Raw genomic sequence first — 16485 nt, 5'->3', positions numbered from 1 at the left:
CAGCCTTATTTCATTGGGCTCATCGCCCAAACGGGCGCCAGCCGTGCCTCAGGTCGACGAGAGAGAGCCGCCTTTGCAGGCGTTTACAAACGACTGGTTGAGAATGACTTATGATATTGAATTTGTCGCGCGCCTCTGCCAATATGCGAAAAACGGATAGGCGCAGCCGGGCCAGGAGGACGCAAGATGGCACCCGTCAAACTCAATCTCACCTTCTCCTGGTCGAAGATCGATGATCCCAACCCGACCAGCCGCCGTGTGCTGCTGCCGGGCGGTAATGAAGCGCGGATTTTCCGCTCAGTGCTGGACGGGGAGTGGTTCGCGGTGGTCAATGAGCGCAGCAAATCCGGGCTGGGTTCCGAAGAGGCCGCCATCAGCTATTCTGAGCAGGAACTCGAGCGCCTGATCCTCGCGGACATTCAGGCAGCGAAGGCAAAGCTGGCCGTCTATGACCCGCTGATCATCCCGGAAAACGAAATGGAGGCGGCGTGACATGGGGCCGAAAGAAACTGCCGCGCTGATGTGGGTCGGCGAGAATGAGGGCATGGCCCCTCTCAACGAGTTGTCCTCTTCCGCGCTGAACCTGCTCAAAGCCCGCGGCCTCGCCAAGCCCAACCAGGGCGGCAAGCGCAAACTGCAGGATGACTGCTGGTACCTGACCCCGCAAGGCCGGTCTCTTTTCGACCGGCTTTGGGTAGAGGATCAGTCTCGCATCGATCCTGAGACCATCATCCCTGATCTCGTGGCGGGCTGGGCCGGCCGGGAGCTGCCGGACGGAGCCGTCCGGCTCCGGGCCCGTGAGGTAGCCCGCATCTTTACAGCTTTCAAGCAAGCCGTGGATGAGCCCGGCTGCCCGGATGAGATCCGAGATGGCTGGGAGTCGATCGTTGAAATGTGGCAGGGCCCAGTTTCCATCAGGGCGGCCGTGCTGCTGCCGCGCCAGGCCGCCGACCGTTTGCTCCCTGCCCTGTCGCCGGAACTGAACGATGCGGAGCTGCAATGCCCCTGATCGGCTACGCAAGGGTCTCGACGGACGAGCAGTCCAATGCCGCCCAGGTGCAGGAACTGCGCGCGGCCGGTTGCACCGAAGTCCATGAGGAGCATGGCTCCGGCGGCAGCCGCGAGCGCCCTGCCCTGCGCCATCTCTGCGACAGCTTGAAAGCGGGCGACACGCTGGTTGTTGTCCGGCTGGACCGTCTGGCTCGATCCCTTTCTCATCTGCTTGAGGTGATCGAGGGCCTCGAAGCCAAGGGGGCGCATTTCAAATCGCTCCGCGATCCGGTCGACACCTCCAGCCCGCAGGGGAAGTTCACCCTGCAGGTGCTTGGGGCGGCCGCTGAGCTTGAGCGGGCCCTTATCCGGGAGCGAACCCTGTCCGGATTGCGCTCAGCGCGGTCCGAGGGCCGCATCGGCGGCAACCCCGGCTTGCGGTCCCAGGATCCTGAAGCCATCCGTAAGGTCCGGTACGCCCGGGACCAGGCGCATTTCAGCAAACTAGAGCGCAGCGCCAGCCAATGGGTTCCCGAGGTCCGCAGGCTGCGGCCCGATATGCCTTGGGAAGACGTGACACGCATCATCAACGCCAAGCTGCCAGCCGATGCCCGAAAGTGGTCTATCGAGCGCCTGAAGCGCGCCGTCAGGCGCTATGTGCGGGAAGGGCTGATGGATCCCGCTGTTCTCGAACGCGCGCCCCGCAAGGATACAGATGACCGGCTTCTGGCGATTATCGCCGGCATCGCGGGCGCCGCGCCTGACATGACGCTCGCTCAGATTGCTGACCGGCTGGAAGCCATGCATGAGCGTACACCGCGCGGCCGGTCGAAATGGTCCGCCTCCTCGGTGAAGATGCTGCTGGATCGGGCTAAAACCCGGGGCCTGTTAAGCTAGGCTGTTTTTGAATTGCAAACCTCACTGGCTCCTGCGAGTGTATTTGCGAAAATAGATAAAGGGCATTACCAATGGTCGATTTGAAAAAGCCGCCGCTCGTTAACCACAACGAGCATCTGCACATCTTGAATCCCAGCAGCCGGGAAACCGCCTCAGCTGTTCCTGTAACCCGTGTCAGGGATCTTATGGCAGTGCATGAGGAGTTCATTGATGAACGCAAGATCTCAGGTCGAGTGCTGAAGTTCACGCCAACCGCGACGTATCACTTGGAACAGGCGCTGTTTCTTCACAAGGGTGCCGTAATGGAGCTGCCTGCAGGCCGGGCATGTGTTGTCTTCCAGCAGACCCGGTATGGTGTTCAAGCGCGTGGTTTCTATGCCCTGACGGACAGTCGGATTAGTGGTCCGGCCGCCTATCTTGATGTCGAAGCACCGGATGTCTCCGCCATTTGTCTTGAAAAAATCGAAGCTGGCCATACGCCACTTGATGGCGATTTCGGGGGTCATGTGGTGGTCGCCGTTATTGCCGCTGTGATTTATGGCTGTTCGATGGCGTACATGTTTGAAGTCACAGAGTCTCGGTCTTTGGCGCTATTCCTGGGTGGGCTTATGGCTCTTACGAATGGCTACCTAGTTGCCAAATACGGCGCTAGCATTTGGAAGAGCCGAGGTGAACATGCGAAAAGTCTAATTCAACATTCCATCGAGACCGATGTCGAACTGTTCCTGCCAGATGTAATCGCTCAGGCGACTGCGCCCTTGGAGGACGGTCAATGATTTCCAAACTCTCTCTGGCCGGCATCTGGTTCTATCAGACCTTCATTTCCCCTCGCAAAGGCTATTCCTGCGCCTACCGCGTTGCCAATGGCGGCCCCGGCTGCTCAGGATTTGCGAAAGAGAAAATCCGTGAGATTGGGTTTTTCGGGGCTATGCCCCTGATCAGGCAGCGCTTCAAAGATTGCTCCACTGCCGCTGAAGGTATCCGGCAGCGGCGCAGAAAGCCGGGACGAGGGTGCCGCAATGAAGCGGCGATGTGCGACTGCGATCCCCTGCTGCCCGACATCACAGACGGTTGCGGTGATGTTCCTCGCCTCGGAAAGGCGCAAAGCCCGTCCTGTGATGACGGATGTTCTGCGACCTGCAAAGGGTGTGATGGATGTGCTTGCGGGTGCGACGGGTTTTAACCCCTTGAAGCAGGGAGGAGCTACAAAATGAAAGCATCCACGCTGTGCGTCATGGCAGCAATCCTTGGGATCGCGCTCGGTGGCGTTTTTCTGATCCGCGGACCTTCGGGGGGTGGTGCGGGCCAGCATGAAGGTCATGTCGAAACCGCTGTTCAGCAGGCCATTGAGGCGCTTGGGCCGCTGCCTGCCCCCCTGCCCCGCCGAGCAGCTGCAAACCTCGAGGATGGCGCCGTTGTTTCCTGGCGGACGCGTGTAAACGGCAGGTCAACGCTTAGCTGCACGCTCGACAACACCGGATCGGTCAGCTGGCGTATTGACCTGGTTCTTCCTGGCAGCATCTCCGGTGTGCTCACGGTCACGCCGGAGATGAGATACACCCCCATCCTCATGAGGCACTGCGAAGCCGTATTCAGCGACTGAGATGTCAGCCAGGCCCTGCTGGGCCTGGTCAATGGGGATCAGGCCGTAACACGGCCGTGCTGATGCTCTGTATCGGGCCTCGATGCAGGGGTAAAAGGACGAGGGTTGCAGGAAACCATGGGGAACCCCTGCTGCCCTTCAGCTCCCTCTAGCCGGAGGACCTCCGTGCCGCGAATGCGGGTGCGCAAATGGCACCAGGTGACCTTGATGCCATCGTGGACAGCAGTCATCAAGGTTGTGATCCGGGTCTCATCATCAGGGTAGTAATGCCCCCGAATTGAGATGGGTAGCCCAATGGGGCAACAACGCAATACAAGGTCATCAACGCTCTCGATCGCTGCTTCTATCCCGAAATCTTCTAGGAAGTAGCCGGTCACACCTTCCCCAGCCGCGATCAGAAAGACAGCGTCCTGGCCTGCGCTCTTAAAGCGCAAGTCCTGATCCCCGCCCGTGGAGAGGCCAAACTCTTGCATAAGATATCGGATTTCACCTGCGCTGCTTGCTTTCAGCGGGCCAAAGCGGAGCACGCCCTTATCGGTGGCCAAATCAAGCTCGGGGCAAAAGTTTTGCTCAGCGGGAAGATCAAACATTGGGTCGCTGTCCTTCTATTATTGGCGTCATGTAAAGGGACCAGAAGCTCTCGCTTCTGGCATTTCACACGGCACGATCCTCACCGAAGTGACTAAGTCACATATGGCTAGCAATGCGCATGGCTGACCCTAATGGGCCCGGCGCTTCGTGCTTTACTGCTCTTGTTAACAATAGACTCGCAAAACGCGAGAATAGGAGCTCGATAGCGTCACAAAACTGTTACATCCAGCCAAATTTGGTGGGCGTACCCAAAAGGGGACGCACCGGCGCCAATCGCTCAGATCAAGCTGTGCTTGTGCGCGATGGAAACCACATGAGTGGCATTTCTGGCTCCAATCCGCTTGCGGATCCGCAGGACGCGCTTCTTGATAGCTTCACGGCTCGTACCCATCGCGCTTGCGATTTCATCCTGCGACAAGCCATCCGCCAATTGCTGGATCGTTTGGATATCAAGCTCTGACATCCCCAGGCGACCGTCGTGAACTTCGACAATCTGCTTCAGGATCTCGTATGATTGATCCAACTCTTGCTGGCTAAAAGGTCGGTCCGGGCGCGCTATCGACAGCATGCATTTGCCACCTTTGAAGTGCTTGCTCTTCGTCGATGCCACAGCACCGAAGTTCATGCCGTGCAGCGCGCCAAGCCTCAAGGAAAAACAGGGTATCGAGGGGTACATCCGAGCCACGTCATCCCAGCGACAAACCCCCGTATTCGCGACCCCCCACATGAGTATCGAGTCCAGCATGGAAAGGCTGTGCCGATGATATGCCTCCCGCCAGGCAGCCGGATATGTCGCATAGGCGAATTGCGACCGCCAAACGTTGGAGTGCAACAGTAGCGCGTAGCCTGCCGTAGCAATGCTAGATAGCTCTTCATCATGCTATGCGAAATTCGGTATTAGGGTGAAAGGGTCGCTCTGAAACAGCGGCATCTGAAACCTCTGGTAGGCTTACTCTCTCCAGCGTTTTTGCATACGCATACAGTATCCAGGCGATACCTCTAAAGGGTTCCTCGTGGAATGAAAGTGAAACCGCCAAGGTAAACAGATAGTTTCTCTTGAGCACAGTAATCCTGCGTGCAAATATGCGAAAATCGGACAGTATGCCATACCAGACATCCGTCGCAGCCAAGATCGAGCACCTGTATGACGAAACTCTCCCCATACCGGCTAGGCCGCGCTGAGGCGGAAGCCTATGGCGTCGTGACCGCGGACGAAGAAGAGATGTTCAACCCGTGGAAAAACGGCCGGAAGGCTGCCTGGAACGCAGAATCTTATGCAGAAGAATGGGAGAAGGGTTACCGGCAGGGTGTCGAGGATAACATCGTCAGGGACAAAGCGGCCCGGGAAGCTGAAGAGCGGGCCCGCCTGTCAAAACGGCCCTACTACCATGTGACCTCGCCGGAGTCGGCTGAGAACATCATCGAAATCGGCTTTCAGGGCGGCTGGGGAGATGATGGCTTTGGGGTCTATGTCTACGACAATCTCCCAGATGCCTACGCCTATGCCAAATCCGGCGGTTGGGATGGCGAGCTGACCCGCGCCGTCATCCTGGAGCTCCAGGCAGTTCCGGACGATTTTGATGCGATCATCCCGGATCCCGCCTGGCCAAACCCTGAAGACTACGAAACCGTCCTGATTCACCGTATGGATGAGGATGACCCGATGCCATGGGAGGTCGACGTTTCAATCATCGACCGCTCCGAACTCTCGCAATGGGAGGGTTTCCGGGGCAGTTCGCTGGACATCCCAGAGAAAGTTGCAGAGTCAGCGGCCGAACCGCCCTTCCCAGGGTGATCTTGGGGATCCTGATGCCCCTGCCCCTCCGCGGAGCAATGACCAAACGTTGAATGACGCTACGCGTCTGCCGCGCCAAAGGGGGCGCCGGTCGACGACCCATCGAGGTTGCTAGTCATGGGCCGCGGCTGGCAGGAATCATTCTCTCAACCTCTCCGGGTCACGATCGCTTGCGGGGGGGTCTTAATGGTTCATCAAGAATCGACTTGCCTTGATTTTGCGGGCTGAATCGCGTCGATGCCCCCTGAAATGGGCCATTCTCTGGCAATTCATCCGGCGCCATCTCAGGTCCACAAATGCAATAAGTTATTGAAAACAAATTGCTTATCAAAGTGGAGGCCGGTCATCACCGTATCATGCCTTCGCCGATATTCCCTATCCTCGTCAGCTTTCTATAGACCCACGCGGTTTTCTTGATGTAGGGTCCAAGCAAAAGAATAACCGAGGATTGAGCAGCATGAGAGACCTACTGGGCTCTGAAACACTGAATTCGTTCAGTGAAGCGCTGGATGTCGCCCTGAAGACGCAGATAAGCCGTCTTCTCGCGCCTGACACTCGCAAGTCTGAAAAGGGCCTGCGTCGTTTCACGATTCGTGAGATGGCCGACCTTGCCTTCCGCATGAATTACAACACTCTAAGGCACCACCTCAAAACAATCGAGGGGTTGCCCGAAGGCATTATGGAGCCCGGCAACCGGCGCACCTTCTCGCTGGATGAGATCCACGAGATTCAGGCCCGCCTCTACGAGGCCGGGAAGATCACGCCAGAGATGTTCCCGGGCAAGTTTGAGGGCGAACACACCTCAAAGCTGCTGATTTACAACCTGAAAGGCGGAGTCTCCAAGACCTCCACCGCCGCAAACCTATCACAGTTTCTGGCGGTACGAGGCTTTAAGGTCCTCGTTGTCGATCTCGATCCGCAAGCAAGCTGCTCGGACCTCTTCGATATTCAGGCGGACCTTGACGGCCTGCCCTCGATCTATGACGTCCTGCGCTATGAGGAAGATGGTGACGGCGAGCTGCGCGTGCCAATCACTGATGCAATCCAGGCTACCTACTTCCCGAACATCGACATCATCCCGGGCTCGATCGCATTGACCGAGTTTGAGTACGAAACCGCGAGCGCGGCGGCTCGTGGCGTACCATTCTATTCCCGGATCTCAGAAGCCCTGAGCCTCGTCGAGGACGCCTACGATGTGGTTCTCTTCGATACACCGCCCCACATGAGTTTCTGTGTGATCGCGGCGCTCTATGCGTCGAACGCCATGCTGATCCCGCTCTCGGCCGGTATGTTGGATGTGGTCAGCCTTGTGAAGTTTCTTGATCTTGCCTCCAGCACCCTTCGGAGCATCGAGGAGGTTGATCCAAACAAACGCTTCGACTTCGTTCGCATCCTGCTGACCCGATATTCTCCGAGCGACCCAGCTCAACTGGGTTTGGCTTCTTTCCTGCGTAACACGCTCGGCACATCCATGCTCAACACGGATTTCCTAGCATCGACAGCAATTGCTGATGCTGGGAACACCATGAATCCGTTGCTTGAGGTCGATCCTTCCAGCTTCACCCGGAAAACCTATGACAGGATCCTTGAGAGCCTGCACGGGATCGCCATGGAGATCGAGGAGGAGATCATGATTAGCCGCGGGCGGATTCCCGAGAATAGTGAGGTCTCCTAATGGCACGACCAGTATTCGACGCACCCAAAACTCCAGATGAGAACACGGAATCTCAAACCCGGCGCGCACCGGTAACTCCGCGGCGGAAGCCCATCATCAAGGGCGGCGCAGCCAGCGACAAGTACATCAAAGCCGCGACCCAGGGCGGTGCCGACCGGACGTACCAGGAAATTGCCGTCAACCAGATCGCTGACAGCAAGATCCGTGATCGCATTGACATCAATGAAGACCTTCAAGGTTTGATGGACAGCATCCGGGAGAACGGTCAACAGATTCCCATCCTGGTCCGCGCCATCACCGGTGACCAGCCCTACGAGATCGTTGTTGGCCGTCGTCGTCTGGCAGCCACGCGACGTCTGGGCATGCCTCGCATCAAGGCATTCGTCTCCAAGATGGATGATCGTGAAGCCTTCGTTGCCCAGGGTATCGAAAATTCAGCCCGATTGGAGACCAGCTATATCGAGCGCGCGCGTGCAGCGGCCCAAGGTCTGGAAGCAGGATTTGACCAGAAGGATATTGCTGAGTTCCTCAATGTATCGCGCACGCTCATCAATTTCATGATCAAGGCCTACACGACTTTGGGGGAAGATCTGGTTGTCGCCATCGGTCCCGCCAGAGGCGTAGGGCGTCGTCAATGGGACAAGCTAATCGCCGAAATGGCGGCCCATAAAATCACACCCTCGGCCGCACTGTCTCTCGTCGATATCGAGATCGAGGACAGTGTCGAGCGATTCCAGAGCCTCATGAAATCGGTCCAGGCCGGAGGCAAGCGAAAGAGAGCGTCCAAGCCAGCGAAGACGGACACACAGCGCGCCTACATGAATGGTAACGTCACGACAGTCCGAAAGGACAATCAGATCGTGATCAAGACCAAGAAGTCCATGCCCCCTGCCCTCCTAGATCGACTTGCTGAAAGCATCGATGCGCTGATCAGGGAGCATGAAGAAAATCAGAGCAAGGGAGGAATGTAAGTCACTGATAAACAACGATAAATTGCGATTTACCGTGGTAAATCGAAGTAACAAGAAACTAAAGCAGGCACACGTAAAGTAGGAGCAGACACCCGAGCAAAAGAAAAAGGCCCCCCGAAACCGTAGTTTCGAAGAGCCTCGTTTGGTCTTGTAGCAAAGCCTTTCTAGCGCCTTTTCGAAAAGCATTCAACACCGGTCATTCGGTGAACGGTCTTTTTTTGCCGTCTGAAATGTTAAATGCACACATCAATGCCCGCGGCACAGCCGCGTCGGCATACCCTGGAGGTATGCCGAGTTTACGAAGGCGGTCGACACAAGTTCGACCGTTGGGAGCTGTTGTCTCTCGTTACAGAGCTCCGTCAGCGCCTCGGATTGAACGACAGGGACATCTTGGTCCTGCGAGCCCATCTCTCTGTGCTGCCGCATGGGCCGCTGGATCCCACAGGGTTGAATGTCTCGTTTATGAGCGTTTCGGAGATCCTCTCCAGGGCTTGTGGTATGGATGAGCGTCGCTTCCGCCGTGGTGAAGCCCGTCTTGAGGCGGCCGGTCTCGTTAGGCGCAAGCTCAGCGCAAATGGTCGCCGCTTTCCGGAACGCGACCGCGAGGGCCGGATCGTCTCCGCTTATGGGATCGATCTCTCTCCGCTGCTCAACCGCGTCTTCGAGCTTCGTGACTTGCATGAAGAGCAGATTGCAAGCCGCCTTGCCCTTCGCAACCTCCGCAATGAGATCAGCGCGCGGTTTGCGGCGCTTACACGCGCCTTTGCATCGGTTGGCGCCCCCCTGCCCCAGTCAATCGAGAACATGCGTGCTCGCCTGCGCCGCACGCTCCGTCGCAAGGCGCCCTGCCCTCAGGAGATGCGCGAGCTACAGGAGGAGATCATGTCGCTCGAAGCTGCCGTTCCCGGGCCGGAGACTGAGCCTGCAGGCGCAGGTCCCTCCCCGCGGTCAGCAGCGGCCGACAACATCGGCACGGCTTCCGCTAGCCTGCCTGATTACCCCTCCGTAACTTCAGGGCAAACCGCGGTTTCACCGGACAAAACTACCGGCGATGACGGTCAAACTGTCCGGCACATAGAGTCTGAACCAAAAGAAAAAAATAATAGGCCTCAGCATTCGAAGACGGGCATATCGATCGCCAATGCCTGGAGCAATGCTTCGATCATCAGGGAGTATTTCCCTGAAACTCCAAACAGCGAGCACCAACTCGCCAGGGTATTAATGGATTTTTCTGGATTTCTTGGACTTGGACAGATGACCGTTCTGCCAGCGATACAACTCCTCGGTCCAGCCAAGATGATCCTCCTGCTCAATTACCTTGGTCGCAACATCGCTCAGATCGCACGCCCTGAAGCCTATCTACGCTCCTTGCTCAGAAACTATGAAAGAGGAGAAGCGATTGCTGGCGGTCTTGTCCGGCCTGCTGCGTAGGTATCACCGCGTTCTTGAAACCGCGGTAAATCAGGCTCTCAGCACTCTATGGAGCAAGCCATGAGAAGAGACGGTACGAGACCAGCCAAGCATGTTGCCAGCTCCTGGGAACCCGGGAGCCCTACCGATATCATGCGTTGCGGTTTCCATGCTGCGACTGCGCGTATCGTCCTGCGCCTGCGAAGGTCAGATCAAACCTGCCGGCGGTCATCGTCGGGATACACGGATCGCAACCCCTGCGCTCAAAGTGATCGATGCAGTATGGCAACTGCCTTCCGCACCCGGAGCCGCGGGCATTGGTGCCTGAGCGCATGGTGATGGACCACCCGATTTACCGCGGTAAATCGATCATGCGAACCGTTGGCAGATGTAGCGGGTCCGCGTGCGTCACCATGGTATTGGAAGTGGTTTTTTGCCCAGGCAAGCCAACCGCAGAAGAGCCAGAAGAGAACGACTTGCACCAATAACTCCAGGGGCATCCTGATCATGCTTGGCGATTTACCGGGGTAAATCGCCTGCAGCGGCGAAGAGCTTTCCGCAATTCCGCCCAGAGCCATCCTGATGATGGCCGACGATTTACCACGGTAAATCGATCATGCCAGCCGTTCGCATCCATAGTGAATCAGCGGTTGGTACCATGATCGTGGTGGCCGATTTACCGCGGTAAATCAGGTTCTGCAAAGCGGCGTGCAGGTCGCCTCCAAATCAGGATGCCGGCGTACTGCCGAGACCGCGCGGAACGCAGATCATGAGCAGTTCCGAGCAATCCGGAAGCCGGCTGAAATGGCCAACTCCTGGCTCGTGAAGTGGACAATGTTCTTCTCGGACATCTTGTCGAAACCCGGGCAGCCTTCAATGTGGTAGATCATCGATTTGCGGTTGCCCCGGACATCAACTCCGATTTGCGGTTCATCGAACTGAAAAGCGCCCGTGGCGCTCGACACAGCACGAGACCCTGCGTGGGGCAACAAGACGACAGGAGAGGCATCCGGGTCGATCAGCATCCAGACCGGAGCATGGTCTGATACCGTTGCACGCGCGACTTCATGTGTGATGCCCAGTTCTGCCGGGAAATTCATAATCCCTGCCGATACTACGGGGATCTCGATCCCGGCTGGCGCCCAGATGTTATCGTAGAGATTGGCGAAGCGTCCATTGACTGGCGAAAGCGTGGTGGCCCCCTTAGTGATTAAAGGTGCGGTAGTCTGGCCAAGGGGATCCCAAGCCGCATTGCCTGGGGGTAAATTGAAATCGCCCGCGATATAGATCGGAGTGCCCGCGAAGCTCTCCTCGAGCCAGGCGTGATAGCTGTTGAGCGCGCGGGCTTCTCGCTCACGCTCTGCGGCACTGTCTCCGTAAATGAGGTGCGCAGAGGCCATGACGAAACGATAGCCTTCCGCGGTTTCAAAGCGCATTGAGAAGGGCTCCCGGGCGAAGGAGTCACGGTCGTCGATGTAGACGACCGCGCCATCGACCCATTCAACCTCATCCGTTCGCCAGGCGAAGGCATAATGCTCCCGATAGCTGCCCCGGCCGATGGCCTCGGAAGCCATGGTTTGCCACTCAGCACCGGTCCGCTGTTCCAATTCCCATTCCAGTTTCTCAAGCCCGTCAAGAGACATGACCTCCTGGAGCGCGATCAGATCAAAGGCCCCCGCAACCTCCGCAACGGCCCGGATGTCCTTCCCATTGTCCCAGCCCAGGTGCTTGACGTTCCAGCTGGCAACATAGGTGTCCGAGAGGGCAGGTGCGGCAGCGGTTGCAAGAGTGGCGACGATGGCTGCGCCGAAGATGCAATTGAGAGGGTTCATGGCTTCCGTCATTCCAGTTCTTCGCAAGTCAGAGTGTCGGCTGAATGGTTCTGCTGGACCTGTGCTGTCTCTTGTTTCAGCAGCAGCGCCAGGTGGCCGAGGTACTGTGCGGCCTGGGCTGCCTCTCTTAAGGCTGCCTCATCCAGAGGGTTGCTTCGTGCAATCTTCAGTGCGGCATCCTTTGCCGACGCCTCAAAGCGGATTGCCAGGCGCGCGGCCTCCAGAAGCGCATCGGTGTCTGCCGATTTACCGCGTAGCTGAAGGATCGGTGGCAACGAAGCAAGGAACCTACGGTTGCTCGCAATAACCGGCTTCAGCATCTCCTGAAGCTCAAGGACAGCCGGGTAGAGGAGGGGGGCAGGGGCGGTCTCGATCTTCACTACCATGAGGAAGGCCGCCCAGGGCCTGTTCGGTTGCTCGGGCATGTCTTCTCCGCTTTTCGCAGGTTTGCGAAAAATTAACTTGTTCGCGCAGGAAGGTCTAGGCAAAACAAAGCTGTTTCATTAATATTCGCACTTTCAATCTAAACCGTGATCATGCGCTTAAGCCCAATGGAGCGCCAATGCGACCGCACAGGCAGCCTAATGATAGGGCGCATACTTCGTGAATTTTATGTTGCGAATAATTGACTGAAAGGACGAGATTCAAGCGCATCTAATTGGATATCTCTGAAAGATCTTCAGGCAGGCTTAACCTCGATCCGATTTTGATCCGCGCTGCGCCCTCGCGAATACGGCCGATCCGGTTTGGGTCGGCGCTGACCGCGTTCCGCAACCCAGGGGTCTTGCGGAATAATGCACGAGCTGCAGGCGGGATTAGCGCGGGGCCGGGGAACACCTTTTGCGCCCAAGGGGGCACTTCGAGCCCCGAAGCAAGCCAATCCTGGTAGGGCAGGGCGCCTCCTGCAGAATGGAGCAGTTCGGCTGCCGCTTTGTCTTCAGCGGATATGGAGTGGAAGATTGGAACTTCCAGCCGGGGGCGGAAATCGCCATAGGCGCAATATCCCGTAGCCCAGGCGCCTGGGGCAATGAAGCCCGAATAGCCCCAGACGCATGAAGCCTGGCCTGTGCAGCCATTGTGCCCCGCCCAATGATCAGAGCAGCGGATGACGCCTTGCTCCATGTCCCAATAAGCGGATCCGGAGCCAGACACGTAGTCAGGCTCATGATGTGGAAGAGGGGAGGGTTCGAACTGAGCGATCGTGCGCTCATGAAAATTGGAAAACGTAGATTGTCTATGCATTGGATTGGGAGATCCAGAGTGGGTCGGGGACAAAGCAATGATGGATGGATGCGAACGGCTATGAGTTCATCAACAGCCAGAAATCCCGGGTGACGCCAAGTTAGGTGAAGGCAAGTATCATTATTCGCGTAAATGTTGTAGATCTAGGTGGTGATCAAAATTGGATGCCTCAGCATGAGGAGTTTGCGAAGAAGGTTGCGGGCATCTGCACATGGGAGAGAAGTATGCGAAAATTTTTTCGTAGTCAATTACTTGCCGCTTGCGCCCTCCTTGGGAGCATAGCAACGGCTGCGCCTGCTGAGGTATTCCGGATTGCACCGCAACAATCTGCGAAAATTGATAAGCATGGAGTGTGCCGCATCGTCAAGAACATCAATGGAACCCCCGCCATGGTGCCAGCAAAATCCGCATCGGAATGGGTCTCCGGACAAAATGCGTTTCTCGCGAGGGAAAGGGAAGGCCTGGTCGTTTCAGAATGTTCTTGCCCGCCGACCGGCAGGACATATGGAGATGTTCAATACATCAGCAACCTCTACCTTCCGACAATTGCGTCGTCAGGTGATGAATTTGCTGGGGTTCACGAAGTTAATGGAAGCGCCAAGCTCCAGTTCTACAAAAAATCCGGCAATGATTTTGTCCCTGCTTCCTCAATCAAGCTTGCAACGAAGCCCTATGGCGATGTTTCGGCGATGGCATTCAGTGGCGATGGCTCAAAACTGATGGCGCTCATGAAGAACGGAGAGACGCGAACCTATATGAAGACTGCCGGAACTTGGTCGCTTGTAAAATCTGGGAAATTTGTTGAGCTTAGCCCAGGAAGTGCCAGGGTAGGACGGATAGCTGTCAGCGGAGATGGTTCCACGGTCGCGATGATCGGCCCGTCGTCCGGTAAAAAGGTGGCAATATCGGTCCTGAGCGCACGCTCCAATGGGGATTGGGTCGAGACAAAACGCTTTACGAATGCAGATCTTCCGCGCAATGGAGTTCTTCATGTCATACACTCAGATTTCGAATTGTCGGAAGATGGTCTCAAAATTCTCATCGAGTTTGCCGACAGAGAGGACTCCCAAGGCTACAAGATCGGGGCCGCCTTGTTCGAGTATGCAGGTGGGATTTGGAAACGCACCAAGGATTTCGCACCGCCATCTGGGGGTGTCGAGAAATGGGCATCCTATTTTCTTACACGAGATGGTAATCGGATCATTGCGAATATGCGAGGCCACGTGATGGGAACGGGTTACTTCCACGTGTATGAAAAGAGAAAAGGGAAGTGGCGCAGAACATACGCCGAAGAATACCCTAAGACATCGGGTCTTTGGGACGCTTCAGGCATGCAGGTCTGGCAAGTCAGCCGGGACGGTTCAATTCTCCTCGAGGGCCTTCCTGGTACCATTGGCCCTTGGGATGAGGAGTCCAAACGGCAGTTCCACTACTTCGATGGAAAGTCGGTGAAAACTCTCAAGCCGGGGATCCTTGATCCGGGCGGGAAGAAGTGGAGGCAGGACCTATTTGATGAATTCCGGGCCGAAGCTCCGAGACTGTCTGCCAACGGGGAGGTGACCATCTTCAGAAATGCCACTGGCGCATACGAATATGTCAATGGATTTCGCAGGATACTCGGTCCAGCCGTGGTGCTGGGAATGGTGAACTGCTCCCAATAACGCAGAAGCTGAGCGCGATGAAAACTTTGCGCTCAGCTTTTCAAGGGAGCTGCAAGTTCAGCGGATCTAATTTGTAGGATAGGGCATTCTGTTGCCAGGCTGCCCGGGGCCCCGCCTGACGGTGCTATCCGTCAGGGCTTAGGTTCCGCTTGCGCGGGCTGCCTCAGGCAGCCAGGGCGAGTGCGGGAGCACGGTTTGCGTTTGCAGTTGTACTCGTTGGACCGATAACGGTGGTTCCTCACCGAAGCAAAGCTTACCCCTTTGAACGCCAGTCGATCCTATTTCAGCCCCATCAAATCCAGACCCCCTTGCTTCGGCTAGAGGCTCCTTTACGGCTTGGGGTGTCCTACTGTTTCCCGCAGCCGACCTCACAGGTCTGGATATGGTGGAGCTGTGGGGTACCGCCCCCCAGTCCTGAACGTCTATTCCGAGCGCGTTTATGCTCATAGTCAGCGTGCTGACAGGAAGGAATTTCGCATATTTGCACGAGTGGCGCAAGACTGAAAATTAAAGAATTTCGCAAAATAGTCGCTTGACCCTGAGGTACCTTTCAGTGCAATGCGGAAATCAGAAATGCGAAAAAATGACGACTCATTTTCAGCCTGGTGTCATAGCTTGCAGGTCAGCAGCCGCAGGCAAATGCAAGAGATTGGAGAGCAACATGAACGCCCACACCCCCGGATCCCTTAATCAATCCCACGACGCAGGGGCGCTGCCGCCCTCCCTTCGCTACCGCGATATCCAGCGCACAGGTCAGTTCCTGCACGAGGGTGGATTGAAGCACCATCTGTTCTTTGAAGGGGAAGGGGAGGTGCCGCGGTCGTTCACTGTTCTTATCGCTTTGGGATACAAGGCAAACGAGCAGGAAAACCTGGACCTGGGGCGCAATGGCATCGCGGTCATCGACAATGACAACTGGCGCATTGTGGCGGATTCATGCCTGCAGCAGGCATCGGGCCTGAAAGGCGCGTCGCGTGAACAGCGCAAGCTGCTTGCTGAGATCCGCGAAATGGACTGGCAGTCCTTCGTCAGTTTCTGCCGCTCCCAGAAGACCTATCGCGCCGGTTCGCCCGATCTGGATCAGGCTGCTTCCCAGCCGGACTGCGGGTCGATCGGCAATCAGGTTCAATTGGGCCTGCGGCACATGGAAGAGGTCGACGAGCGCAGCGAGTTTGTGAAAACGCTTCATGAGACCGGCGAATACAACCTGCCAAAGGTCAGCCGCGACGGCATGATCAAGGATCTGATGATCCGCCAGTCCCAGGAAGCAGATGCAGGCCGCATGCTGTCCTGGGATATCGGGATGGACTTCAAATGGGACAGCAGCGGTCATATCGATGGCGGCCAGGATCTCAGCGCGCAGCTCGATACGCGCTGGCGGCGCGCAATGCGTGATGAGCCCGAAATCCTGGCGGATGCGGTGCAGCGGGCGATGGCGCCCTATACGAGCGACGGTTTCAACGTGCTCGATCTCGGTGAAAGTGCCGCTTGCGATCTGAAGTTCGGCGGTCCGGATGACCGGTACCTGATGCTGTCCGCCTTTGGCGGGCAGGATATGAGCTTCGGCAGCTTCCGGGAGCTGAACACGAAGCTCAAAAACCTCGCAACCGAAGACCTTCTCAATCTCTGGACGACCGTGCGTGTGCTGGACAAAGACCTCAGCCGCAGCTGCCGGTCCTATGATGTGGCCTGGGAGCTCAACGCGATCCGCTCGGAGCGCGAAGAGCGCTGGCTCAACGAGGTCGAGGAAGAGATCTCCTTCGCGGTGTAATTGCGAAAAAGAAAGTTGTCAGTGCAGCCCGTGCCAGGGCTGCATTT

At 56.9% G+C, this 16485-nt stretch carries 16 protein-coding genes and 1 other RNA gene; 12 read left to right on the top strand and 5 right to left on the bottom strand.

The genetic code is table 11. The features are described from left to right. Positions 1 to 186: 186 nt before the first annotated feature. From AB9K35_RS18055 to AB9K35_RS18030, 6 genes are all read left to right on the top strand, one after another. Entirely contained in the window at positions 187 to 492 is a 306-nt protein-coding gene (locus AB9K35_RS18055; RefSeq protein ID WP_369928223.1) for a hypothetical protein, read from the top strand. 1 nt (position 493) lies between these two features. Continuing rightward, a complete protein-coding gene (locus AB9K35_RS18050) occupies positions 494 to 1009 on the top strand; it encodes a hypothetical protein (protein WP_369928221.1) in 516 nt (171 codons plus the stop codon). Next, a complete protein-coding gene (locus AB9K35_RS18045) occupies positions 1000 to 1887 on the top strand; it encodes a recombinase family protein (RefSeq protein ID WP_369928219.1) in 888 nt (295 codons plus the stop codon). The genes AB9K35_RS18050 and AB9K35_RS18045 overlap by 10 nt, the downstream gene beginning before the upstream one ends. Positions 1888 to 1958: 71 nt before the next feature. Continuing rightward, positions 1959 to 2663, top strand: a complete 705-nt coding sequence (locus AB9K35_RS18040) for a hypothetical protein (protein WP_369928218.1) — start codon at positions 1959 to 1961, stop codon at positions 2661 to 2663. Next, positions 2660 to 3070: a membrane protein insertion efficiency factor YidD gene (gene yidD, locus AB9K35_RS18035; protein ID WP_369928216.1), complete on the top strand. Its 411-nt coding sequence runs from the start codon at positions 2660 to 2662 to the stop codon at positions 3068 to 3070. Before AB9K35_RS18040 ends, yidD begins: the two co-directional genes overlap by 4 nt. Positions 3071 to 3097: 27 nt before the next feature. Next, on the top strand, positions 3098 to 3490 hold the full coding sequence (locus tag AB9K35_RS18030) for a hypothetical protein (RefSeq protein WP_369928214.1): 393 nt from the start codon (positions 3098 to 3100) through the stop codon (positions 3488 to 3490). Between the two features lie 38 nt (positions 3491 to 3528). Here the strand turns inward: AB9K35_RS18030 and AB9K35_RS18025 are convergent, their stop codons facing one another. After that, positions 3529 to 4080, bottom strand: coding sequence for a hypothetical protein (locus AB9K35_RS18025; protein WP_369928212.1), 552 nt, complete (start codon positions 4078 to 4080; stop codon positions 3529 to 3531). 278 nt (positions 4081 to 4358) lie between these two features. Then, positions 4359 to 4913, bottom strand: a complete 555-nt coding sequence (locus AB9K35_RS18020) for an autoinducer binding domain-containing protein (RefSeq protein WP_369928211.1) — start codon at positions 4911 to 4913, stop codon at positions 4359 to 4361. A 369-nt stretch (positions 4914 to 5282) separates the two neighbouring features. Here AB9K35_RS18020 and AB9K35_RS18015 point away from each other — a divergent pair, with 369 nt between their 5' ends. The 4 genes from AB9K35_RS18015 (at position 5283) to AB9K35_RS18000 (ending at position 9953) form a co-directional block, all read left to right on the top strand. Continuing rightward, complete coding sequence (locus tag AB9K35_RS18015) at positions 5283 to 5876, top strand: hypothetical protein (protein WP_369928209.1); 594 nt, start codon at positions 5283 to 5285, stop codon at positions 5874 to 5876. Between the two features lie 457 nt (positions 5877 to 6333). Continuing rightward, the gene (locus AB9K35_RS18010) at positions 6334 to 7551 is read left to right on the top strand and encodes an AAA family ATPase (protein ID WP_369928208.1); all 1218 of its coding nucleotides are present in this window, start codon (positions 6334 to 6336) and stop codon (positions 7549 to 7551) included. Next, positions 7551 to 8522 (top strand): ParB/RepB/Spo0J family partition protein, encoded by a 972-nt coding sequence (locus AB9K35_RS18005; protein ID WP_369928206.1) that lies wholly within the window; start codon positions 7551 to 7553, stop codon positions 8520 to 8522. Before AB9K35_RS18010 ends, AB9K35_RS18005 begins: the two co-directional genes overlap by 1 nt. Before the next feature lie 237 nt (positions 8523 to 8759). After that, positions 8760 to 9953: a helix-turn-helix domain-containing protein gene (locus AB9K35_RS18000; RefSeq protein WP_369928204.1), complete on the top strand. Its 1194-nt coding sequence runs from the start codon at positions 8760 to 8762 to the stop codon at positions 9951 to 9953. Positions 9954 to 10699: 746 nt separating this feature from the next. On the opposite strand, the gene AB9K35_RS17995 is transcribed toward AB9K35_RS18000, so the two are convergent. Then, positions 10700 to 11776 carry an endonuclease/exonuclease/phosphatase family protein gene (locus tag AB9K35_RS17995; RefSeq protein WP_369928202.1) on the bottom strand — a complete coding sequence of 359 codons (1077 nt, stop codon included), beginning with the start codon at positions 11774 to 11776 and terminating at the stop codon, positions 10700 to 10702. Beyond that, positions 11773 to 12189 (bottom strand): hypothetical protein, encoded by a 417-nt coding sequence (locus AB9K35_RS17990; RefSeq protein ID WP_369928200.1) that lies wholly within the window; start codon positions 12187 to 12189, stop codon positions 11773 to 11775. Before AB9K35_RS17990 ends, AB9K35_RS17995 begins: the two co-directional genes overlap by 4 nt. Positions 12190 to 13230: 1041 nt before the next feature. Here AB9K35_RS17990 and AB9K35_RS17985 point away from each other — a divergent pair. Next, entirely contained in the window at positions 13231 to 14667 is a 1437-nt protein-coding gene (locus AB9K35_RS17985; protein WP_369928197.1) for a hypothetical protein, read from the top strand. Between the two features lie 77 nt (positions 14668 to 14744). Here AB9K35_RS17985 and ssrA read toward each other — a convergent pair. Then, positions 14745 to 15169, bottom strand: a transfer-messenger RNA (tmRNA) gene (ssrA, locus tag AB9K35_RS17980). Positions 15170 to 15328: 159 nt separating this feature from the next. On the opposite strand from ssrA, the gene AB9K35_RS17975 reads away from it, so the two are divergent. Next, on the top strand, positions 15329 to 16438 hold the full coding sequence (locus AB9K35_RS17975; RefSeq protein ID WP_369928196.1) for a hypothetical protein: 1110 nt from the start codon (positions 15329 to 15331) through the stop codon (positions 16436 to 16438). The last annotated feature ends 47 nt before the right edge of the window (positions 16439 to 16485 follow it).

It is taken from the genome of Leisingera sp. XS_AS12, assembly GCF_041224635.1.
Classification (GTDB): Bacteria; Pseudomonadota; Alphaproteobacteria; order Rhodobacterales; family Rhodobacteraceae; genus Leisingera.
The sequence above is the reverse complement of the archived record's forward strand: the minus strand, read 5'-3'. Positions and strand labels throughout refer to the sequence as shown.